The 22,946-nt window shown below is 23.2% G+C and carries 23 protein-coding genes and 1 pseudogene; 16 read left to right on the plus strand and 8 right to left on the minus strand.

The features are described from left to right. Positions 1 to 124: 124 nt before the first annotated feature. Genes AAHM95_RS05830 through AAHM95_RS05870 form a run of 9 tightly spaced genes read left to right on the plus strand, consistent with a single transcriptional unit; the run spans position 125 to position 9,264 of the window. Positions 125 to 283: a hypothetical protein gene (locus tag AAHM95_RS05830; RefSeq protein WP_174480523.1), complete on the plus strand. Its 159-nt coding sequence runs from the start codon at positions 125 to 127 to the stop codon at positions 281 to 283. A 34-nt stretch (positions 284 to 317) separates the two neighbouring features. Then, complete coding sequence (locus AAHM95_RS05835; protein WP_338975562.1) at positions 318 to 506, plus strand: hypothetical protein; 189 nt, start codon at positions 318 to 320, stop codon at positions 504 to 506. Between the two features lie 13 nt (positions 507 to 519). After that, a complete protein-coding gene (locus AAHM95_RS05840; protein ID WP_338975557.1) occupies positions 520 to 897 on the plus strand; it encodes a hypothetical protein in 378 nt (125 codons plus the stop codon). A gap of 17 nt (positions 898 to 914) precedes the next feature. Next, on the plus strand, positions 915 to 2,099 hold the full coding sequence (locus AAHM95_RS05845; RefSeq protein WP_342273892.1) for a hypothetical protein: 1,185 nt from the start codon (positions 915 to 917) through the stop codon (positions 2,097 to 2,099). A gap of 14 nt (positions 2,100 to 2,113) precedes the next feature. Continuing rightward, entirely contained in the window at positions 2,114 to 3,832 is a 1,719-nt protein-coding gene (locus AAHM95_RS05850) for a hypothetical protein (RefSeq protein ID WP_342273949.1), read from the plus strand. Positions 3,833 to 3,835: 3 nt separating this feature from the next. Next, positions 3,836 to 5,914 (plus strand): hypothetical protein, encoded by a 2,079-nt coding sequence (locus AAHM95_RS05855; protein WP_342273948.1) that lies wholly within the window; start codon positions 3,836 to 3,838, stop codon positions 5,912 to 5,914. A 4-nt stretch (positions 5,915 to 5,918) separates the two neighbouring features. Further along, positions 5,919 to 6,041, plus strand: coding sequence for a hypothetical protein (locus AAHM95_RS05860; protein WP_338977759.1), 123 nt, complete (start codon positions 5,919 to 5,921; stop codon positions 6,039 to 6,041). 18 nt (positions 6,042 to 6,059) lie between these two features. Beyond that, positions 6,060 to 7,301, plus strand: a complete 1,242-nt coding sequence (locus AAHM95_RS05865; RefSeq protein ID WP_338975553.1) for a hypothetical protein — start codon at positions 6,060 to 6,062, stop codon at positions 7,299 to 7,301. Beyond that, positions 7,252 to 9,264 carry a hypothetical protein gene (locus AAHM95_RS05870; protein WP_342273791.1) on the plus strand — a complete coding sequence of 671 codons (2,013 nt, stop codon included), beginning with the start codon at positions 7,252 to 7,254 and terminating at the stop codon, positions 9,262 to 9,264. Before AAHM95_RS05865 ends, AAHM95_RS05870 begins: the two co-directional genes overlap by 50 nt. A gap of 3 nt (positions 9,265 to 9,267) precedes the next feature. Here AAHM95_RS05870 and AAHM95_RS05875 read toward each other — a convergent pair whose 3' ends face one another. The 3 genes from AAHM95_RS05875 to AAHM95_RS05885 form a co-directional block, all read right to left on the minus strand. Continuing rightward, positions 9,268 to 9,510 (minus strand): hypothetical protein, encoded by a 243-nt coding sequence (locus AAHM95_RS05875; RefSeq protein WP_281749131.1) that lies wholly within the window; start codon positions 9,508 to 9,510, stop codon positions 9,268 to 9,270. Next, positions 9,471 to 9,605 carry a hypothetical protein gene (locus AAHM95_RS05880; RefSeq protein ID WP_342273790.1) on the minus strand — a complete coding sequence of 45 codons (135 nt, stop codon included), beginning with the start codon at positions 9,603 to 9,605 and terminating at the stop codon, positions 9,471 to 9,473. Before AAHM95_RS05880 ends, AAHM95_RS05875 begins: the two co-directional genes overlap by 40 nt. Positions 9,606 to 9,755: 150 nt before the next feature. Beyond that, positions 9,756 to 11,462, minus strand: a complete 1,707-nt coding sequence (locus tag AAHM95_RS05885; RefSeq protein ID WP_342273789.1) for a hypothetical protein — start codon at positions 11,460 to 11,462, stop codon at positions 9,756 to 9,758. 72 nt (positions 11,463 to 11,534) lie between these two features. Here AAHM95_RS05885 and AAHM95_RS05890 point away from each other — a divergent pair, with 72 nt between their 5' ends. From AAHM95_RS05890 to AAHM95_RS05900, 3 genes are all read left to right on the plus strand, one after another. Beyond that, positions 11,535 to 12,695 (plus strand): Mbov_0401 family ICE element transposase-like protein, encoded by a 1,161-nt coding sequence (locus AAHM95_RS05890; RefSeq protein WP_338975594.1) that lies wholly within the window; start codon positions 11,535 to 11,537, stop codon positions 12,693 to 12,695. A gap of 275 nt (positions 12,696 to 12,970) precedes the next feature. Next, positions 12,971 to 13,111: a hypothetical protein gene (locus AAHM95_RS05895; protein WP_342274382.1), complete on the plus strand. Its 141-nt coding sequence runs from the start codon at positions 12,971 to 12,973 to the stop codon at positions 13,109 to 13,111. 114 nt (positions 13,112 to 13,225) lie between these two features. After that, a complete protein-coding gene (locus AAHM95_RS05900; protein WP_342274383.1) occupies positions 13,226 to 13,492 on the plus strand; it encodes a hypothetical protein in 267 nt (88 codons plus the stop codon). Between the two features lie 181 nt (positions 13,493 to 13,673). Here AAHM95_RS05900 and typA read toward each other — a convergent pair whose 3' ends face one another. Next, on the minus strand, positions 13,674 to 15,518 hold the full coding sequence (gene typA / locus AAHM95_RS05905) for a translational GTPase TypA (RefSeq protein ID WP_338956865.1): 1,845 nt from the start codon (positions 15,516 to 15,518) through the stop codon (positions 13,674 to 13,676). A gap of 118 nt (positions 15,519 to 15,636) precedes the next feature. Beyond that, entirely contained in the window at positions 15,637 to 16,389 is a 753-nt protein-coding gene (locus tag AAHM95_RS05910; protein ID WP_342274384.1) for a hypothetical protein, read from the minus strand. A 337-nt stretch (positions 16,390 to 16,726) separates the two neighbouring features. Here AAHM95_RS05910 and AAHM95_RS05915 point away from each other — a divergent pair, with 337 nt between their 5' ends. Further along, complete coding sequence (locus AAHM95_RS05915) at positions 16,727 to 17,389, plus strand: FMN-dependent NADH-azoreductase (RefSeq protein ID WP_342274385.1); 663 nt, start codon at positions 16,727 to 16,729, stop codon at positions 17,387 to 17,389. Between the two features lie 98 nt (positions 17,390 to 17,487). Beyond that, the gene (locus AAHM95_RS05920; RefSeq protein ID WP_342274386.1) at positions 17,488 to 18,024 is read left to right on the plus strand and encodes a BspA family leucine-rich repeat surface protein; all 537 of its coding nucleotides are present in this window, start codon (positions 17,488 to 17,490) and stop codon (positions 18,022 to 18,024) included. 70 nt (positions 18,025 to 18,094) lie between these two features. Here the strand turns inward: AAHM95_RS05920 and AAHM95_RS05925 are convergent, their stop codons facing one another. Next, positions 18,095 to 19,360 carry a rod shape-determining protein gene (locus tag AAHM95_RS05925; RefSeq protein ID WP_342274387.1) on the minus strand — a complete coding sequence of 422 codons (1,266 nt, stop codon included), beginning with the start codon at positions 19,358 to 19,360 and terminating at the stop codon, positions 18,095 to 18,097. 279 nt (positions 19,361 to 19,639) lie between these two features. Between AAHM95_RS05925 and AAHM95_RS05930 the strand changes: the two genes are divergently transcribed. Then, positions 19,640 to 20,350 carry a fructose PTS transporter subunit IIA gene (locus AAHM95_RS05930; RefSeq protein WP_342274388.1) on the plus strand — a complete coding sequence of 237 codons (711 nt, stop codon included), beginning with the start codon at positions 19,640 to 19,642 and terminating at the stop codon, positions 20,348 to 20,350. Positions 20,351 to 20,379: 29 nt separating this feature from the next. Here AAHM95_RS05930 and AAHM95_RS05935 read toward each other — a convergent pair. Further along, positions 20,380 to 21,497, minus strand: a protein-coding gene (locus AAHM95_RS05935; RefSeq protein WP_338975281.1) for an IS3 family transposase whose coding sequence is annotated in 2 segments (ribosomal slippage) — positions 20,380 to 21,227 and positions 21,227 to 21,497 — 1,119 coding nt in all. Because the reading frame shifts where the segments join, the coding sequence is not laid out codon by codon here. Between the two features lie 76 nt (positions 21,498 to 21,573). Here AAHM95_RS05935 and AAHM95_RS05940 point away from each other — a divergent pair. Next, positions 21,574 to 21,873, plus strand: a pseudogene (locus AAHM95_RS05940) (transposase); the annotation flags it as partial. A 234-nt stretch (positions 21,874 to 22,107) separates the two neighbouring features. On the opposite strand, the gene AAHM95_RS05945 reads toward AAHM95_RS05940, so the two are convergent. After that, on the minus strand, positions 22,108 to 22,887 hold the full coding sequence (locus tag AAHM95_RS05945) for a hypothetical protein (RefSeq protein ID WP_342274389.1): 780 nt from the start codon (positions 22,885 to 22,887) through the stop codon (positions 22,108 to 22,110). Between the last annotated feature and the right edge of the window lie 59 nt (positions 22,888 to 22,946).

Genomic DNA, 22,946 nt, shown 5'->3' on the forward strand with positions numbered 1-22,946 from the left:
GAAATGCAAGAAACAACATTTACTAGTGAAAATGCAAGATTAATTAATGATGTTGTAGATAGAATATCACCAGTATATAGACCAACTACATATTATGACAGTTTATAAAGGAGGTGAGTAATTTATGAATAAAGAAAAATTAATTGAATATTATAATCACGAAATAAAAATACATAAAGAAAGGATGGAACAATTAAATAAAGAAATTTCTTTATTAGTAACTATTATAAGTAATTATCAGTCAATGGTTGAAAGAATTAATGGTGGTCAATTTGACGAATAATTAAAAAATAAATAATTGAAAGGAAAATATTGAAATGAAAGAATTATTGCATGAATTAATCATTATTGGAACAAGTGTAGGAACATTAATTTGCAGAGAATTAATTGTTTGATTTAAACGATTTATTACAACTCCAAAACATGTTCGAGCAAATAATAAAGTAATAAAACATCAAAAAAAATTAGCAAAATTAAATGAAAAAATTAATAAAGAAAATAAATAAAGGTGTAATGTAAATGTTAGAAAATGAAACTAATGTTCAAGAAACAACTGAACCTTTAACTGAAAATAATGATTTGCAAAAAGAACAAGAAACTAAGATTGTTGAATTAGAAAATAAGTTAAATAAACTTAATGAAGAAATTAAAGAAAAAGAAATGCTTAATATATTTAAAAAATATCAAGTTAAAAAAGAATTTTATGATTTTTTAAAATTTAAAACAAGTAATATAGAAAATTCAAAAGTAGAAGACACTATTAAAAAAATGATTAAAGAACAACCAGTATTTAAAGAACCAATTAATACAGGTGGTAAACAAGAAACAATATTAACAAATCAATCGAATTCAATAAAAAGTAGTTTATTGGATTATAAAAAGAAAAATAATTTATAACAGAAAGGAAAATAAAAATGGCAATTAATATTCAAACAAACTTAAATAATACAGAAAAACTAGTTGAAGCACCAGAATTTATTGAATTTTTCAAACAATCAAATAGTCCATGAGCAAACTTTTTTCCTATTGAAATAGTTAATTCTACTAAAATAGAATTTATTATTAAAGTTCCAAAAGACCCATCAATTAAAGTTATTGCATGAAATGATAAAAGTCAAAGAATAGATGTAACTTATGCACAAACTGATACTATTCCAAAAATAATTGAAAAATTATATGTTGCTGGTGAAACTATTGCAGCAATTGACTTAAATGCTGAAAATGGACAAAATTTATTAGAAAGTATGCAATATGAAGTCGCTAATGATTTAGCAGATAAATTAGCAACTGATGATATACAAGTAATTAGCGATAACGGAACTAAAGTAATAATTAGTGACACATCACCAACAGGGCATATACAGGCAATGTTATCTGCTTGAAATACTTTATTTCAATTAAGAAATAGTGCAAATTGTCGTTTCTTTATTACAAATAATCTTTATGATACTATTGTTTATTTGGCTAATAATAAAGGTTTAATTACAGATAACCAAATTGCTCAACAACTAAGATTAAATGGTAATGATTTATATATAAAAGGTGTATTATGTCAAATTGTAATGGATGATTATATGACATTTACTGATAGTGAAAATAAAAAACAAATTATACCTTTTATTTTAGCAACATCAAGAGCAATGAAAAGATATATGTTACAACAAACAATTGTTTATGTTCAAGAAATTGCTGATGGCAAACTTGGTAGAGCATATAAAGTTGGTGGTGAAGTACTAGGTCAATTAATTCCTTATATGTCAAAAAAAGAAACAACATCACGTTGAATGCTATGTGGAATTATTACTAAAACAGATTTAAGTAGTAAACTTACAATTTTAACAACTGATATTACTGCTAATACGAATAGAAAAAATCAATTACTAGATACAGCAATAAAAAATGCAAGAGAAATTACTGGTTTGAATCCAGCATTAGATTTAGTACATGCAAATATTAAATATTTTAGTGATGCACAAGGCAAAACTGATGTAAGTAATCAAAATCAAAAAGCAGGAGATTTATATGTAATTATTACTGCAGATATTAATGATGCAAATTATCAAGGTTCAACAAATCCTATAAAAATAACTCTTAAATAATAAGGACATTAATTATGCCTATTGGTACAGCAAATACAGCCACACTCTTAAAAATAAATAAACCCAAACATACTAGAATTAGTCAACAACAAGAACATAAAAGTTTATGATGAGAAATTTTAGAAATGATTGGTGTACAAGTTATAGCAGTAGCACTTGCTCCTTTTACTGGTGGTTTAAGTGAAGATTTAGCACTTGGATTAGGTGCAAGTGATTTAATTGCTAGTATTAGTGCTATTGGTGTAGAATTTTTAACTGATTTTACTATTAATCAAGTTTATGATTATTTAAAAGGAAATGTAACACCATTAAATACTTTTTTTAATATATTACCAGCATTTGCTGGACTTAATAAAATTAGTCGTGGTTATCGTACAACTAAATTTATTAAGTTAGCACAAAAAACTAAAACATTAGAACAAGTTGGTATTAAAGAAGCAAAAAACTTACAAGAAATTATTAGTCAAGTAAGTGGAAAAGAAATTTTAACAGATAAAATTATTGGTAATAAACGTTATTTAATGAAGTATAGTTTTACTCCTAATCGTGAAACAGTATTACGAGATTTAGGATATGTTGCTGAAAGACAATATAAGAATAATTTTCAAAAACTAGAAACAGAAAAATTAATGGAACACTTATTATTACAAAATACATTAATAAAATTAAGTCCACAATTAACTCCTAAATTTAAAATTAAAGATATTGAAAAAGCAAATAACTTTTTAAAAAAATTTAATACTGATTTAAAAGAAGTATTAAAAATGAATCAACATGATTGATTAAATTTAGTTCATACAATACATACAGAAAATAGATATGGAAAAACTTTAATTTTAGATTTACAAAAAATTCGTGCTAATGCTATTAAATTTAATTTTAAAAATAATGTTATTCATCAACTTGTTTTAAAAGCAAATCAAACTTTTAAATATTTTGATATTAGATTTTATTTAAAAAAAGGTTTAAATAAATTTTGAAAAGATACACCATATTTTGAAAAAATACGAGAAAGTATATATAAATTACAAGAAAAATTTGAAAAGTTAGAAAAACAAGTATTTGAAAAAATTCAGAAATTAAAAGAAAAAGCAACTGATTTATTTACTAGTGCAGAAAAAAGAGCAATTAAACATGCACAATTAATTCCATTAAATTCACCAGTATTTATGGGTTGTAAAATTCAACCTTTGTCATTAGATAAATGTGCAATTACTATTTATCATCGCAATCCTAAATATAAACCAATTACAGTTGTTGATAGTATTCTTAAAGCAAAAACTTTTGTTACTCAAATACATCCATTCCATTGATATCGTTGATATAGTGGTTGATACATTGGTTATGGAGTTAATCAAAATAAATGATTAAAAGCAATAGCATTTGCTCCACCAGTGGTGCAACAAGTAATTAGAGATAGTTTTAAAGTATATAGAGAAATATTTAGAACTATTAGAACTTATCATAAAGTAGTAAATGTTATTAATAATCCTATTGAAAATATTAACAAATCATTTAAAAATGTTGGTTTAAAATTTAGTGTTAATACTTTATTTGGTACTGGATTATTACATCATTTAGAAAAGTTTGCATATAGTCAAGTTGTAACAAAAAGTAAGAAAAAAATAAAAAAAGGTAAAAATAAAATACAAAAAGAAATTGAACATATAACACATAAAAAAACAAAAAAACATACTCATCATTATAAACAAGCATTTTTTAAGGAATGATAAATTATGATTAATAAACTTTGAACTGATGTCAGTCTTGAAAATTATAATAACTGATATCCATTAACTGGAAAAATTACAGAAACTCCACAACAATATATACAAACATGACCAAATATTAATGATTGATTTATAACTTTTGCTATTCGCGCGCAAAATGATATTAATGCTTATCTTGATTTTATTTTATCTAAATTTCCTTTTGATAGTTTTAAAGATGAATTAATTAAAGAAACATTAAGAGATATGGTTTATGTTATGGTTGAACATTGAGTATTTAATCGTACACCAATTGAATTTAATGTTGATGCTACTATTCAATTTAATAATGGTAATCAATTTAGTGCAAATAGTACTCCTACAATTAATGTTTGAGATTTAGCACCTAGTAGAATGAAAATATGAGCAAGATTAACAGAATTAAAACAAATATTTTCAAGTTATAATAATGATGAAATAGATGTTGAAAAAATTGACTTAAAAGCATTTTATACTAGAAATCAAGTTGATGAATTAATTAAAGAACAAAAAGAATTTACATTATTAAAACAAATTAAATTATATGATGATTTAGTTGATGATAATGAAAATGAAATATATAGAGGTCCTGTTAGTAAATTTGTTAATAAAGGTTATGTTGCAACTGGTTATGATAAAGAAACTGAAACAATGATTTTAGATTGACCAGATGAAATTGGAACATTACCACCAGAAGCATTACAAAATAATCCGCAAATTGGTGATTTTACTCATTCACCAACTTGTGATTTTTCTGCTAAACAACAAAAACGAATTACTACTAATGAAAATGAAATTACCAAATTAAATAGTGAATTAACTAAAACAAATGAAAACATTGATGATATCAAAAATAATTGATTTAATATTGAAACTAGTCCTTTATGAAAAAAAGTTGAAAATAATAATATAGAAATGTTGAAATGATATTTTATTAAAATCAGTTATCACTATTCAACAGAAAATAACTTTATGAAATTTTATAAAATAATTAAAATTTATTTAAATAATATTTTTCATGAATTTGAATTGTTAAATGTTGATTCCATGACTTATAAAGAACAAATACAAAATAAAAATATTTTAAATATTGGAACTATTTACTATGACAATAGAAATAAAAAATTTAGTGGTGGAGGTAATTCCTATCCTGAACGTGGAAAAATTAATTTAATTGGTGATATACAAGAAATATATCAATATCAAGGAATAGATACACCAACTGAATTTATAACAGAAGAAAGTACTGAACATGATTATTACACAAAACTAGAAACTAATAATTTATTAGATAAAAAGCAAAATATCAATGATGATGCTTTACAAACAGTTTCTAAACAAATCGTTCCTGCAATTAATGAAATCAATAATAAAATTCCTAATTTATCTGATTATTATAAAAAAGAAGAAGTAGATAAAAAATTAGAAGATGTAAAATCACAATTTCCTATTGCATTTCAAATAAATGCTATTAGTGCAGAAATTCCTAATTTAGAAACTACTGATAAAACTATTGCCGGTGCTATTAATGAATTAAAAGAAAAAATAAAAGATAAAAAATTTTCAAATGATTATTTTAAATATAAAACTGAAACAAATGAAATTGCATTAAATAATGAAGAAAATTCATTACTTTGTAAAGATTTATTAGAAAATAATGAATATAAATTATTAAAAACTCAAAATAAAAAATTATTACAAGCAATTAATGAAATATTAGAAAAACAACCACAACCCAGTCCAAGTGGTTCAAATTGAAAAGAAGTAGGTAAAGTCGTAGTAGATAAAAATAATATTACACATATAGAATATATATTTAAAGATAAAACACATTATAGAATATATTATAGTTTTGGTGATTATACTAGTAAAGAAAATAATAAAAATTATAGTTGACAAATAATTAATTTTTATTATCAATTAGATACAAATGTTTTAAAAAGTAGTTTATGAATATCAAATAATAATGTTAATGCGGATACTGAAATTAATATTTATAATAATAGAATAATGTGGGGTATGGGTAGAGATTATATTTTTAAAAAATTAGAAGAATTACAGGAATAATATTATGTTTTTTAAAATTATAAAAATTATTTTAGGTTTAATAGGAGTAATTTTATCATCAGCAACAGCAGGTTTAATTATATTTATTATTATAAAAATTGTATTAAAAATTAATCAAATATTTTAAAAAAAGGTGGTGAATATTATGTTAAGTCTATTTAAAAGAAAAGAAAAAAGTAATATTAGTGATAATCAAAATGAAAAAGTAAAATTTTTAACTAATAAAAATAAAAGTACTCATGCTTCAATTTTAAATTATTTTGGTTTTAATGATTTTAACCATGAAACTTATTTCACTGATTTTGTAGCAGAAAATAATGCTAATTTATATAATGCTCCATTAGATATTAATAATGAAACTATTAAACAATATTTAATTCAACAAGAATTTTACAGAAAAAATTGAAATTCAATTTTTAAATTAAGTAAATTAGGAATTAGTGCTTATTTAATTTATATTGCTAATGATGACTTATATTTTCAAGTAGTAGATATACAACAAAGAGTTTATGATATTACTGGTAAATTAATTGAATGTACTATTTTTTATGATAGTTATGAACAAAATGCACAAATGGTAAGATTATTTGAAGTTTATACATTAAATAATGAACAAATAACTATTAATCGTGCAATTTATAGTATTAGTGATAATAAAAAACAATTTCCATTAGATTTTAAATCATTCATTAATAACCCTAATTTAGCACAAGAACAAACACTAAATATTAACTATATACCAATAGCAATTATGAGAAATAAAGCAAATGAGCTAGCAGATTGTAATAAAGTAATGGATAAAATTAAAGCATTAGATGTTATTTATGAACAAATTGTTTTAGATACTATTTTAAACTCACCTAAATTTATATTTAGTCAAACTTATGGCAATGTTCAATCTTTAATAGAAGACGCAGTAAGAACATTAGTTACTAAAAATTACATATTTAAAAGCGGTGGAGATAATAATGAACAAAACGAAAATATCAATATGACAAATAGTAATTTTAAAGGTAAAAATTTAACTGATATATATGATTGAAATGTTAATGAAATATTTAAACGTTGTGGTATTCATATACCAAGTCAAAAGAAATCAGCACAACAATCAGTTCCCGAAAGTACAGCAGTAAATATTTCAACTATTAATTATATTGAACAAAAATTATGACAATTTAATATTGATATTCTTAAATTTATTCAAATATTAGTAAGTGTAGATAAAGATTTATTAAATAGTAAAACATTTAATATTAATGATGATCAAGAAATTAATAATTTAACAGTTAAATTAAAATTATTTAATCCCGAAAATAACCAATTAATAGGAGAGAACAATGGAAAACAACAACAAACCACAAACGAAATTTCCACAGAAACAAACTAAACTTAATCAAGCAGAAGTAGAAAATGATTATTTAATTGATAACATTCCTTATGACTTTACTAATATGATGCGTGCTACTAGTGACCCAGATATTAATAGAGCATATGATGAATTTAAAAAAAGAACGATATATATTTATGAAATTGAACGTTTATTTAAAAATAATGAAAATAATAGTTTAAAATTTTCAGCAAATACTATTAAAATAGGTTTTATTGATATTGATAAAGTATTAAAAACTACTGCTGTTGAAACATCTGATTTTACTATGCAATTAAATCAAAGAGCAAGTACTAATATTAATGATAATACAATTGAATATAGTATGACTGATATTAAAAATTTAATATTTCAAGAAATAAATTTATTAAATCAATTTAAGTTATATGCTGTATCTATTAATGAACCTTTAACTGAAAATAATATTGATAATTTATATATCATTAATAATTATTCACAACCTTATCAAAATCCAAAAACAAGAAGTACTAAAAGTATAACTATTATTAAAATTAAAGATTTTAAAACAAGAGATGGTTATCCAATTATTATTAAATTACAAAAACCATTAGATAAAGATACCAAAGTAACTGGTTTAAAAATTAAAGCACCTAGAAGCATGATTTTTGGCAATATAAAGGTACTTGGTGAAGTTGACAATATGGAAGTATACCCAAAGTTATTTGTTAAAGATAAGATAGCATTTCCGCTATTATCAATGCCTATTGAAACTCAACCAAAAGTTAGAATATTACAACAATGATTTAGTGAACAAATATTACCTTGAAACTTAGCAAAACAATTTATTGGAGAAGAAAAATCAGTTTTAGATTTAATTGCTATTGGTGGAGGGACTGAAACAAGAAAAGAAATTATTAATAATGCAAGAGTAACAAATGCTAAATTAGGTTATGATGTTTCTAAAAATTTAAAAGTATGACCATTATCAGATGAAATAGAATTAAAAGATAAAAAATTAGAGTCATGATTTTTAGTAGGTAACTATAATTTATTTATTTCTACAACAAATAAATTTTATGATGTAGAAATTGAAATAAATGATAAACCACCAATTGATAGTTTACAACAGTTATTATTAGATATGCTAAGTTACACATATAACTATAATAGAAATTTTGATGGCGCAGATTATGATGATAAAAATGAAATAGCAAAATTACGTAATAAATTCTTAGGTCAAAAACCTGATGAAGTTATTACTAATTTATTTAGAAAATGAGAACTTGATTATCCAAATTACATAAATTTGCAACAAGTTAAAATATTTAAACAAGTATTTATTATGTTATCAAAGTATATTTATTCAACATTATCAATAAATAAAGGTCTAAATGATGATAATAAAATTTTATTACCTTATTATTTTGAATTAAAATCAAATCCTATACATTCTAATAAGGATAATAGTTGAAAATATAAAGATGTAAAAGTAATACTAAAATCTGAATATTTTGATTTTACAGATATGAATAATATTAAATTAAAAAATAATGATATTAGTCAAAATGAATTATTTAAACTTGATGATAATCAATTTAATTGATTATCTATTACAAATGAATTAGAAAGCAATAATATTCCGTCATTAATTCCAGCAGATTGAACATTAGGAAATGGCGAATATGGAAAATACTTTACAAGAGTAATTATTAGTAACAATAAAATTGAGAATGCTTTAAATTTATATGGTTCAAATAAATCTCAATTATTTTCTAAATTAGAATTTTATGAAGAGATATTACAAATTGATAATAAAAATGAATTTGAATTGCAAATTAAAAATCCAATTAATAATTTAAATCGGATTGAAATTAGTGGAATATTTGGTGCTGGTAATTATTATTTAATTTTAATAACTGACAAACAAGAAATAAACTTAACTAATATTAATTTATTTGACAAATATAATGAAAATATTTCTTATATTAATTTAGAAATTTAAATGTTATTTATTAAAATAACCATATGGATAATTGCCATCTCATGGTATATCTATTCTTTCAATAGTATCTCCACCATTATAAAATTTTGTTTTTTTAGGATTATCAGCAAAGTATATTTTAAATTCACTTTTTATAGAAACTGAAATACCATGAATGTCAGACATTCATATTTTCTGAACACCCATTATAGGTTTTTTATATGAATTTAAATAATATTTAAGTCCACTAAGATTATGGGTAAGCACCCCCCCATGATTAATCCTATTGTTCCAGTTGTAGCACCAGTTAGTGCTAATGCTAATGTTATTTTACTTAAATTTGCTTTTATTCATGTTTTCATATTAAATTACTCCTTTTTTCCTTGATTTTACTTATAAATTGTACTATTTTTGATTATTTTTACAAGTACGTTTTTAAACGCAAAATAACGCCTAAATAAAAGGCGTTTATTTTGTGATACCTATACTATTAATGATATTGTAGTTGTTTATTATATGGCAAATGTGAAGATGCTTTTTTTCACAGTAGCATTATTTTTACCCCTAATTACATTTTTATATGGATACAATGCATAAAATAATCCATCATACGGGTCTTGATACATATTTTTATCAGGAATGTTAGTTTTGTTTTGGTCATAACGTAATTCTTCTAAACATTGAGTAGTCTTTGGTAAATCATCTTTATTTGCATAAAAGTTTCCATAACTCATAATGTTTCTCATTCAAACTACTCTATTAGTTAATCCTGCTTCTTGATTTAAATTTGAAGCATGTTTAATAGCAGTTTGTGTGATTAAAATAGTATTATGTTCATCTATTAATTTTTGATTTAATCAATCAATGGCAGTTCGTGCTTTATCATCATAAAAATAAATTGCTTGTTCAAAATTTTCAAAATTATCAATTAATCCTAAAATTTCATTAACATAAGCATTAATTTTTTCATTTTCATTTATAAAATCATTTGGAGTAACTACTAATTCACAAATAATATAAGCATCATAATAACCAGTATTATTATATTCTTTAAAACCCACTACTATAAATACAGTATGGTCTTTATGACCAGTTGCTCAATCCACACCAACTGAATAAAAATCAAATTTATACATATCTTTTTTTGAATTATAAAATTCTTTTAAATCATATCGTTGTCAGCACTTTACAGTTTTTTGAAATGGGAAAATTGTTACATCACTATCTAAAAATTCAAAACCATAAAAAACAGTATTAAATTCATCAGGATTACTTTTTTTCATTTCTAATAATGTTCTTTTTTGAATATCTGGTAATTTATTTCAAAATGGTTGAATAGTAAATCTTAAAACAAATAAACCTAAACCACTAAACATATCTTGATTTTCATAATAAATTTTGCCATTTTTTTTAAGATTTTCCATCACTTTATCATTTAATGGTAAAAATGGCGTACAGTATTTTAAATAAAATGGATGATATTTATCATAAGGATTACATGTAAAAGTAATAAAGAAACTTTTATAAAAATAGCGAGTAATTTTTTTTCCAAAATTAGGACTATATATATTTTTATCAATAAACGTTCAACTTCATTCTTTAATAGGTTCTTTTGATACTTTAATACGATTACTTCTAAACATAGAGTTTTGTAAACGTTCATATCGATATGTTAATTGCTTTTCTGTTAGTGTTTCTTTTTCTTCTGCCATAATAATTTCATCTGTTCTTGAACCTAAAAAACTTGAACCACCGGCTTCTTTTCCAAAAATCTTATTACCATTAGCATAACCAATAAAGTCAATTTGTTGATTATTAGGAAAAATAATACATCCACCATCCTTAGTTATTTTTCATTTAATACCATGTGGATTATTAGGTAATAAATTAATATTATATGTATCTAATAAAACTTGACAAACATTCATTAAAGCACCAATTGTAGTTTCACTATGAGTATTTTCATATCTTCTTACTTCTTGAACACTACTATCACTAAAATTACAACATATAAATAAATCAAATGCTAAACAATTTCAAGTTTTTCTTGTTCCACGTGCTGTTGGTACAAAACGATAAAAACAATTGGTAGTAAAATATTCTGCTCATTCATCACCAACAAATTCTTTAAAAATATCCCAACTAAAACCATAATTATTATCACTAAAATTAAGATTATATTTTTTATTTAATTGTACATAACTAGTGATAAAAGCCATATTTACTCCTTATTTTTAAAAAAAATTAAACTTAAATTATTAACAAATAAAATTTTGAAAGGAACATTAAAAATGTTTATATTACCATTTGTAAATCATTTTGATTGAGACAAACACAATTTTAATCAAGATGAATTAAATTTACAACAAACAGAAGAATTATTTAAAAAAATAGATGATTATTTATGAAATGCATGTGATAAATCTGTATATAAGTCATATAGATTTAGAAAAAGAAAATTAAAAACAAAAAAAGGTTTATTAACTTATAAACGACGTATTTGTACATATTATAACCCAAAAACACAAAAAATGGAATTTCTTTCATTGTTAGATAATTATCTTGGTGTTAAAAAATATAGTAAACTTGCACCTAATGTTATTAAACAAATTTTGAAATATTTTGCAGATGGTAAAAAGTATCATGATGTTTGTGATACTTTTATTGAAGGTTTAATAAGTAATAGTACAGTTTGTAGAACATATAAAAAGTTTCAATTACCAAAAGCCAATATCCTCAAAATACCATTACAACCATATCAAAATTTATATGTAAATATTGATGATGGACATAGAAAATTTAAGTTTAATGAAAAACATAATACTAAAAATTGTAAAAAATGTTCAATGAGATTATTAGTATTTTGTACTGGTAAAAAGAAGAATGGAAAATTAATTAATAAAAGAGCTGTATGTAAAATTAGAGTATCAAAAACAGAAATTGGTGCTGAAAAAACTGCCAAATTAATTGAAAAATATGGTAATTTATTTTTTGAAAATTTTGACCAAGCAAATTTAATAGTTTGTGGAGATAGTGCAAAATGAATTAGAAAAACTGCTACAATTTTAAATGCTAAATTTATTTTAGATAAATTCCATGCTTTTCATGTTTTATTTCTTGGCATAATGGCTGGAAGAAGAAAAAATAAAATTGCTAAATTACACTATCAAAATGCAATAAATTTATTTTCCAAAGGTCAATATTATGAATTAATTGATTTTTTACAATCATTGACTTTACAATATAAAAAATTAAAAGTTGGTTATTTTGTTAATGCAAAAGATGGCGTATTAAATCAAGCATTAGTTGAAAATATTGGTTGCTTTACTGAAACTAATATTAAACAAATTTTAAAGCATATGATTGGTGATAGAACTTATAACATTGATATGTATACCAAAATGGTTAATTTTAAATGTTATCAAATAAATACAGCAATACAATTATTATAAATTAACCATTTCAATTTAAAGATAACTAAAAATAAAATAAAACTTATTAAAGTAAAATTTAATAAGAATTTTTGAGTTATAAAAGTAAGTATTATTGTTGACTAATATTTTACAAGTGTTAAGATTAACATACAATTGCATATTGAAGTCTAAATTATTCTCGTCTAATCTTATAATTTAAAGACAAATTTGAATATTATTGACAACATCGGTACGCTCCCAAAAGATTAAATAATAATATTAATAAAACTAGTTTAAAAGAAATCAAAATAGAATTGGAAAAAATAACAAAAGAAATTGATCAAAAAAATGGTTGAGATATAGAAAAAGATAATAATTTTATTGATGAAATAAATAAAATAAGTTTATCAATCCAACATAAAACTAAAATTAATAATAAATTTATAGCAAAATAAAAATAGTTACCATTTTGGTAACTATTTTTCTAAATTAAAAAAGATGCTAAAATCAAAAACATAAACTTAATATAAGTTTAATACACTATTTATTTTAAAAAGGAAATATAAAATATGGATATAATGTTAGAGAATAACAATAACGAAAAAACAAAAGATGAATCTATTTTTGTGCCTTCTCCCGCTATTTTTGTAGAAATTTCATTTGAAAACATTAAAACTAAAAAACAAAAACATGCAGAAAGACAAAAACAATATTTAGAAAAAAATAAATCAAATCCTGAATTTATTAGAAAAAAAGAGAAGGAGAAAAAAGACGCAGAAAAAAATATATTGAAAAGAAAAAAAATAAAGAACTGCTTGATAAGCAAATTCAATTAATGATTAATGAAGTTAATAACTTTGCTAATTATGAAACAATACAGATAGAAGATATATTGCAAGAAAATCAAAAAATTCTGTCTTTAAATGATATTATTGATATTGAATCAGAATATTGAGTATCTACAGTTAACTGTGTAAATTATAATCCTTTTAATCTTTAAACAAAAAATCGTAAGTATTACTTACGATTTCTATTTTGTTTACGTTCATTTTCAGTCAAGAATTTTTTACGCATACGAATATTTTGTGGTGTTACTTCAACTAATTCATCGCTAGCAATAAATTCTAAAGATTCTTCTAAACTAAAAATAGTTGGTGGTGTTAATCTAACAGCTTCATCATTACCTGAACTTCTAGTATTTGTTAATTGTTTTGCTTTGCAAGGATTAACATCTAAATCTTTATCACGATTACTTAAACCAATAATCATTCCTTCATACACTTTAGTTTGTGGTTTAACAAATAAAGTACCACGTTCTTCTAAAGAATTTAAAGCATAAGGTAATGTTGTCCCTGTAATCATACTTACTAGAACGCCATTTCTATTATTATTAATTTCGCCTTTTAATGGTTCATATGTAAGGAAACTACGAACCATAACACCCGTTCCACGAGTAATATTAACGTATTGACGACCAAATCCAATTAATCCTCTTGTTGGAATATGAAAAATAATTTTATCACGAACATTATCAGAATCCATATTAGTCATAATACCTTTTCTTAGATTTAAATTATTAATAACAGTACTACTATATTCAGTAGGATGATTTAAAATAATTTCTTCGACTGGTTCAGTGGTGTGTCCTTTTTCATCTTTTTTAAATACTACTTCCGGTTTAGAAATACCTAATTCAAAGCCTTCGCGACGCATATTTTCAATTAAAACAGATAAATGTAATTCACCACGACCAAAAACTTTAAAACCATCAGCATTACTTCCGGATAATTGTTCTATTTTTAAACCAACATTAGTTTCTAATTCTCTTGTTAAACGTTCTTTAATTTTATTACTAGTTACTAGTTTACCTTCAGTTCCAGAAAATGGTGAATTATTGACAAGGAAATTCATTGACATTGTTGGAGCCTGTATTGTAATTGGTTCCATTGGCACAACATTATCTTTATCACAAATAGTATTACCAATTGTTATATTTTCAATACCCGCTATGCAAACAATATCACCAGCAACAGCGTTTTTAACAGCTACTCGTTTTAATCCTTGATAAACAAATAAATATTTTACTTTTGCTTTTCTTTTTAAATCATAATCATCAACAACAATTATTTCTTGTCCTTCAGAAATAGTACCTTGAAATAATCTACCAATTCCAATTCTGCCAATAAAACTATCATAATCTAATGAACTAATTTGCATTTGTAAAGGCTCATTATATTTTACTAATTTAGAAATTTTAGCATGTTTAATAATTGTTTCAAATAATGGTTCTAAATTTTCGCTTGGTTGATTCAATTCATATTGGGCAATACCTTGTTTAGTAATTCCATAAAGTGTTGGAAAGTCTAACTGTTCATCATTAGCATTTAATTCCATAAAAAGTTCTAATACTTCATCTTTTACTTCTTCAATTCTTTGGTCCTTTTTATCAATTTTGTTAATCATTAAAATTGGATTTAAGTTATGTTCTAGTGCTTTTTGCAATACAAAACGAGTTTGTGGCATTGGTCCTTCAACACTATCAACTAGTAAAATAACACAGTCTACTGTTTTCATAATTCTTTCAACTTCAGAGGAAAAGTCAGCATGACCAGGTGTATCAATAATATTAATTTTTGTATTACCATGCATGATTGAACAATTTTTAGAATAAATAGTAATTCCTCGTTGACGTTCTTGATCATTACTATCCATTATTTGTTCAACAATAACTTGGTTTTGATGAAAAATATTTGATTGCTTTAATAAAGCATCAACTAATGTTGACTTTCCAACATCGACGTGTGCTATCACTGCAATATTAATAATTTTTTGTTCAGCAGAAACTTTTTCTTGTTCAGACATTATTCATTCTCCGTTATTCTTAAATTTTGACATTATATAAATTATACGCAATATTTTTAAATTTAGTAAAATAATTAAAAAAATAATTTATTTAAAATGATTTTTTGACATATAATAATTATCTAAATCTTATGATTTGTGATTTTTTTTCATTTTCATCAGTTTTGTTTCTATATTTACTTTTATCATTATTATTTAAAAAATTATTTTGTTGTATTTGTTGGGTTAATAAATATGTTTGTATATCATTAAAATTATTTGTATATATAAAACTGCTACTAGGTTTTGATATTTTTATTTCAATAAATAAACTGTCTTTAGTGTGTGTTTCTAATGTATTAGTATAATGTTTTTTATTAATTAAAGATGTGTTAATTTTTGTTGTTAATTTTCATATTTGATTTTTATTTGGTAATGATAAATCTAATGGTTTTTCATTTTTTAATTGTTCTGAAAATTGATGAGATATTGTAAATAAATATTGTAATTCTTCATCTGTTATGTTTTCTTGATTTATTAATTCACCTACAAATAAATTTAATTCACTTAATATTTCAAATAATTGTTGAGGTTCTTTTTTATATTTATTAATAAAAAAACTAAATTTTTTTATTTGTGCTAAATATTTGTTTAAAATTTTATTTAATTTCTTTTTTATCTTTTTGTTTTTATTGAATTTTCTTTGAATTTTATTTCTATATTTTCTATTATTTTCTAATTCTAAAAAATATTTTTGTTGTTTATATAAATCATTATTGATACTTGCAATTGCATTAGTTATTTCAGAAATTTTAAATCTGTAATTAATTAAAGTACTAATTTTTAAATTTCTATTCATCAATTCAAGTAATTTTTGTTTTCTTTCATTCATATTTTTACCTCTTTCCATTTTTTTGATAGTCTGATCTCAAATTTCTTAATAATTATAATTTGTGTACAAGTACTAAAATCTCTATAATAACTAACTTATATCTATTTTTTAGATTTAATATCTATTTAATTTAAAATTTTTCTATAAACTTTTTTAAAAGTTTTACACACTTTAATAATAACACTTTATAGAAATTGATAAAATTATAATAAATATTTCATTTTTTTATAAAACTATATTTTTATTTATTATTTTTTAATATTTTTTAAAAAATAATAAATAAAAACTGATAAAATCAAATTACAAAGTTATTTTAGATATTTCGGAGGCAAAAATAATGGCAAATAAAGTATTAGTAATTCGTTCTTCTATGATTAAAAAAGAACTATCTTATTCTGAAAGTTTAGTATCTCGTTTTGTTAAATATTATCGTGAATTTCATCCAGAAGATTCAATAATTGAATTAGATTTAAATCAAATACCAATGGCAAGTATTACTATTACGCAAAAAAACTTTACTTCATATTTTAATGAAAAAGATTCTGATTATTATATTAATCAACTAAAAAATGTTAATAAAGTTATATATACAACACCAATGACAAATTTTAATGTTACTAGCATGACAAAAAATTATTTAGATCACATCTTAGTTGTTGGTAAAACTTTTGATTATAAATATACCAAACAAGGTGAAGCTAGAGGATTATTACCACATTTAAAAGTTCAAATTTTGGCGACACAAGGAGCACCATATGGCTGATATTTATGAGGTAATCATGCAACTTATTTAAAAGGAACATGAGAATTTGTAGGTGCTAAAGTAGTAGAACCAATTCTTATTTGTGGTACTAAGGTTCAAGAACTTCATCAAAATGACGCTAATTTACTTATTGGTTCTAAAATATTAGCAAAAGGTGGAGGTTTACCAGCATTAGGACCAGAAAAAACGATGGATAAATTTGAACAGTATATTAAAGAAGCAGCAAAAAAGTTTTAACTTTAAAAAATAAAAATTTTTAGTCAAAAAATATAATTTTTGTGAATTTACCTTCAAAAAGTAGTAAAGTAAAATTAACTTCATAGAAGGATGAAAAAATGAAAAAAATATTGACAGCATTAAGTGTTTTAACACTTGCATCGGTTGCAGGAAATTTAACTGTAACTGTTTTAAACACAAATTCACAAAAAAATGATGTTTTAAATAATAAAACTCAACAAGATACAATTTACATTGATAAAAATGGCAAACAAATAACAACTAATGAAAGAGATTTATCAAATATAAATAGTAAAGAAATTGTTCAAATTGGTTTTTATAAAAATGATCAGGGAGAAATTCAAGTTGTTAATATGCCAAGAACAATTGAAAAAGTACCTAATCAATTACCATCAGAAATTACATCTTTACAATTTATGTTTATATTTTGTGAAACATTTAATCAAGATTTATCATCTTGAGATACTTCAAATGTTACGAATATGAATTGAATGTTTCATGGTGCTATATCTTTTAATCAAAATATATCAAATTGAGATGTATCTAATGTTATGAAATACGAATGTTTTTCTTTTGAATCAGGAATTGATAACTCAAAAAAATTACCAAAGTTTAAAAAATTTTTAATAATTTAAAATACTAGTTAGTTTAAAAATAGTGCTAATTAGCACTATTTTTAAATTGATTTAAGATTTTTATAGTTTTTTATCCTAAATCTTCGTCCTTTATTAGAATTTCACGACTAGGATTTTGTTCAATTATTAATTGTTTGTAAATTGTATCACGATATTTTACACAACCATCAATAACATTATCTAAAGGATTTGGAGCAGTCCGCACTTCAAAAAGATCTCCTTCATATTTTTGACGCATTAGTTTTGTACCTTTTTCAGTTTTAACTTCAATATAATATTCTTTAGCTAATTCTTCTTCAATAAATTTATCAACTTTTTTAATATAAGCTCCACCACCACAAATTGTGATTCCCTTACCTTTTTTCTTTAAATCACTAATACTTCCAGCAGCCTTGTCACCAGCAGTTCTTAGTACTCTACGAATGGCTGGAATAATATGTTCTTTGAATTGAACTTGCATAACATTTGCACGAATTTCTTCTGGTGTAATTTCAATAGTTTTAGAAATTGACATTGTTTCTCCTGGCTGAGAATTTAATCTAGGTAATGAAAAACCCGAAATTGTGTATGGTTTTTCATCTTGATATTTCATAAGTGAACCAATATTTTTAATAACATCTTCAGCTTCTTTTATTCCAACTTTTAAGGCATGTTTTTTTATAATATATTCTTGAACTTTTTGTATTAAATAGTCACCAGCACAATGTGTTGTATATGAATATAATATTGAATTATTACTAATAATAGCAACATCAGTACTGCCACCACCAATATCAATGCACATAATTGCACTTCCAAAAATATCTTGCCCTGAACCTAAGGCTGCCATTTTTACTTCTTCTTGTACAAATCCACGGAGTGCTCCTAAACGATATACAATATTTTCTAAAGCTTCTTTTTGTACTGAATTAATTTCACTTGGTGTTGCCATCAACACAATCAAGTTACGATTTTTATCTAATTTTTCATCTTTTTTTATAGAATTGTTTTTACTTTGTTTTAAATCTTTAATTTCAAGTCTAAAATCTTGAAAAATTTTAGTAAGAATACGTTGTAAAGCATCTGGATCAGCAATATTACCATCACGAACTGGACGTTTAATAATAACGTTTTCATTTGTTTTGTCAGTTAAAGCCTTAGCCTCTTCACCGTAAAGAATTCTATTTTTTTCATAGTCTTCAGCTAAATAGGTTGGAGCATCATATCTAAGACCTATATTAATATGTCTAGCTTTAAAGTTTTCTGTTCCGATATCTAAAGCTAATCATTGATAATCAGTTATTGATTTAAGTTTGTTATTTTTCTGATTTAAATTTTCTTTTCTTGTTTTAAACATTTCTCTAATTTTCCCTTTCTTTAAATACTTAAATTTTATCTAAATTAATTTTACATGATTTTATAAATAAGTTATTTATATTAATTTATAAGGAAATATGGGATTAATGTTGATAATTTTTATTTATTATATTTTGTTTAAAAAACAGCAAAAACTTTGAAGTATTTAATATATCTAATTTTATAAATATTAAATTTAATTGAATAAATAGTTAAAAATATATTTTAATTATCTGAAAAAATCTCTGGTTTTTATTAAAAAAAGGAGATAAAATAATCATTGGAAAGGAAGGTAAAATTGAAAATAACTAATGATTTATTAAACAACTCACATATTATTTTTGAATCTAATATTAAAAATCAAATAGAAGCACTAACTAAAATTACTGATTTGGCATTTTCATTAGGTTATATTACTAATCGTGATGAATTACTAAAAGCATTTCTTGCTCGTGAGCAAGAATCATCAACGGGTTTTGAAGGTGGAATTGCAATTCCACACGCTAGAATTAAATCAATTAAAAAACCTGCAATTCTAATATTATGTAATAATAATGGTATTGACTGAAAAGCAATAGATGGACAATTAACAACTTTTATTATTGCTTTAATAATTCCTAAAACACAATCAGAAAATTTATATTTAGATATTTTAAGTACACTTGCAATCAAACTTGTAAATGAAGATTTTCGTAAAAAATTAAAAAATGCAACAAATTCACAAGAAATAATATCGCTTATTAATGATGAAACAGTTAAAAATAGTACTAAAAAAGAAATAAAAACAATGAAAAATAAGGAAACAAAAAAAATTGTTGGAGTTTCTTCTTGTACAACTGGAGTAGTTCATACTTACATGTGTAAAGAATTATTAGAAACCGCAGAAAAAGAACTAGGCTATCAAGTACAGGGTGGTTGTCAAATTTATGAAATAATTAATTATTATATTAGTAATGGAATGGCAACCCTTTTTAGGACTATTTTTTGGTAGACATTTTGGAATGGCAACCCTTTTTAGGACTATTTTTTGGTAGACATTTGTTTTTGATAACTAATTGGAGTTAGGTAGTTTAGAGTACTGTGAATTCTTATGTTGTTATATCAATTGATGTAATCAAATAATTCTAATTTTAATTGGATTAATGATGTAAAATTTTTATCATTAATAAATTCAATTTTGAAAGTTTTAAAAGTTGCTTCAGCAACAGCATTGTCATAAGGACATCCTTTTTTGCTTAAAGATCGAGTTATGTTGAAAGCTAATAAAAGTTTATCAATAGTTTTATTATTGAATTCATTACCACGATCAGTATGAAATATTTCAATATCTTTTAAACAGTGATTTGATTGCATAAATGCTTGATATACTAATGATGCATCTTTTTTAACTCCAACACTATGTCCAATAATTTCGCGGTTAAATAGGTCGATTAATAGGCAAATATAGTTTCATTTACCATTAACTTGAACATAAGTTAAATCACTAACAATAACTTCATTTTTAATTCTATTATTAAAGTTTCTATTAACAAGATTGGTTATTTGACTATCATTGACTTTATTATGATAATTTTTGAATGATAATTTAGTGTATTTTGATATTAAATTATGCTTATTCATAATTTCTTTAATTTTTCTGCGTGATAAATAAATTTCTTGGTTTGCTAGTATGACTTTTAATCTTCTAGTACCATAAACTTCTTTATTTTCTTTAAAAGCACTAATAACAGCTTGTTCATAAATATTATTTTGAATTTTATTTTTTTTCTTTAAATTAAAATAATATGTTGATTTAGAGAGTTTTAAAAAATGACACATTGTGCGAATTTTATATTTAGATTTATTATTTGCAATAATCTCTACTTTCTGCCTATTATTAGTGCTGCTTGCTTTAAAATATCAATTTCCATTCGTAACTGTTTTAATTCTTTATTTGCTTGAATTAATTGTTTTTCTAAATCTGAAAGATTATCTTTAGTTTTAAAACTACCTGAATTAGTAAATTGCTTAATTCAATTGTAAGTAGCTGCTCTTGTAACATTGTATTCTTTAACAAGGCAAGATACTGATTTGCCACTTTGATATAAAGCTACTATTTGTTTTTTAAATTCATCTGAATATGAGTTAATAGTGACCATAATTATAATTCCTTTCTTTTAACTAATTTGTTCACTTGTCTATGTAATTAGTGTCCAATAAAGTGTAACCCATCCACAATATCCTCAAATTACTAAATCTTGATATAAAAATTGAGATAATTTAATGGTTTTTATTAGTTATCCAGTAGAAATCAAAAGAGTGATTTATACTACAAATGCTATTGAATCTGTTAATAGTCAATTACGAAAAATCATCAGAAATAAAAAAGTTTTTCCTAATGATATGGCAGTTTTCAAAATATTTTACTTGGCAATTGAAAATATAACAAAAAAATGAACATTGCCTATTCAAAATTGAAATACAGCAATTGCTCATTTTATGATAAAATTTGAAGACAGAATTAATCTAAATTAGTAACTTTGTAAAACAAAGATACACAGATTATTAAAAAGCCTCTTTATTACTAAAAAAATAAATATAATTGTCCATTGTTCTTCATCCTTTACATAAAATTATTATTTTAAATACTAAATAAATAAATTTCCCTTAATTTAGTAAATCATTAAATATTTATAGATATCATCTCTAGTTATTTCAAAATTAGATTCTATTAATATTCTTTACTTATACTTTTGATATTTTTTCCTTTTAAATACTATTACTAATTACTTTACCATTGACATTAGAAAATATCTTATTTTCTGACATGTCTAAAATTATATCAATAATCTCGGGCGTTTTAGGTATCTCTGGTCTTTCAAACATATTAGTTTCAATGTTATTAATACCATTAGATAAATCTTTAACGTTAAATATATCTGCCTTGTGTACTATTTCTTGTTCTTCATTACTTTTAGTTACTGGCATTGGTACGATGTTAGAAAGCATTATCGTATCATCAACTTTTTGCTTTACTATAACTGTCGCATATTTTGTTTTAATATATTTTGAATTTTTGCAAATTTGAGTATCATATCACTCTATAGGACTTTGAGTATGTTCTCTCATTTTTTCTTTATTTTTTTGATATCATCTGTAATAATATTCTCGTTTTCTTGCTTTCACTTCTGACTTTTGATTATATTCTCGTTTTCTTGCTTTCACTTCGGGTCTTTGATAATATTCTCGTATTTTTTCTTTATTTTTTTGACATCATCTGTGATTATATTCTCGTATTTTTTCTTTATTTTTTTGGGACCATCTTTGATAAGATTCTCGTTTTCTCGCTTTCACTTCAGGCCTTTGAGCATACTCTCGTTTTCTTGCTTTCACTTCAGGCCTTTGAGAATATTTTAATTTTTTAGTTCCAACCTTAGGTTTTTGATTATGTTTCCGTATTCTTTCTTTGCTTAAATTTTTTTGATTAATTTGAATTATTTTAAAAATTTTTTCTATTTTTTTAATTAGTACTTTCTTATTTTTTTCCATTGTATACATAATATTTTCCTTTCAAAAAATAAAAAAACCTATTTACTTTAAAAAATAAA

The organism is Spiroplasma endosymbiont of Phycita roborella (genome assembly GCF_964031195.1).
Classification (GTDB): domain Bacteria; phylum Bacillota_I; class Bacilli_A; order Mycoplasmatales; family VBWQ01; genus Spiroplasma_E; species Spiroplasma_E ixodetis_A.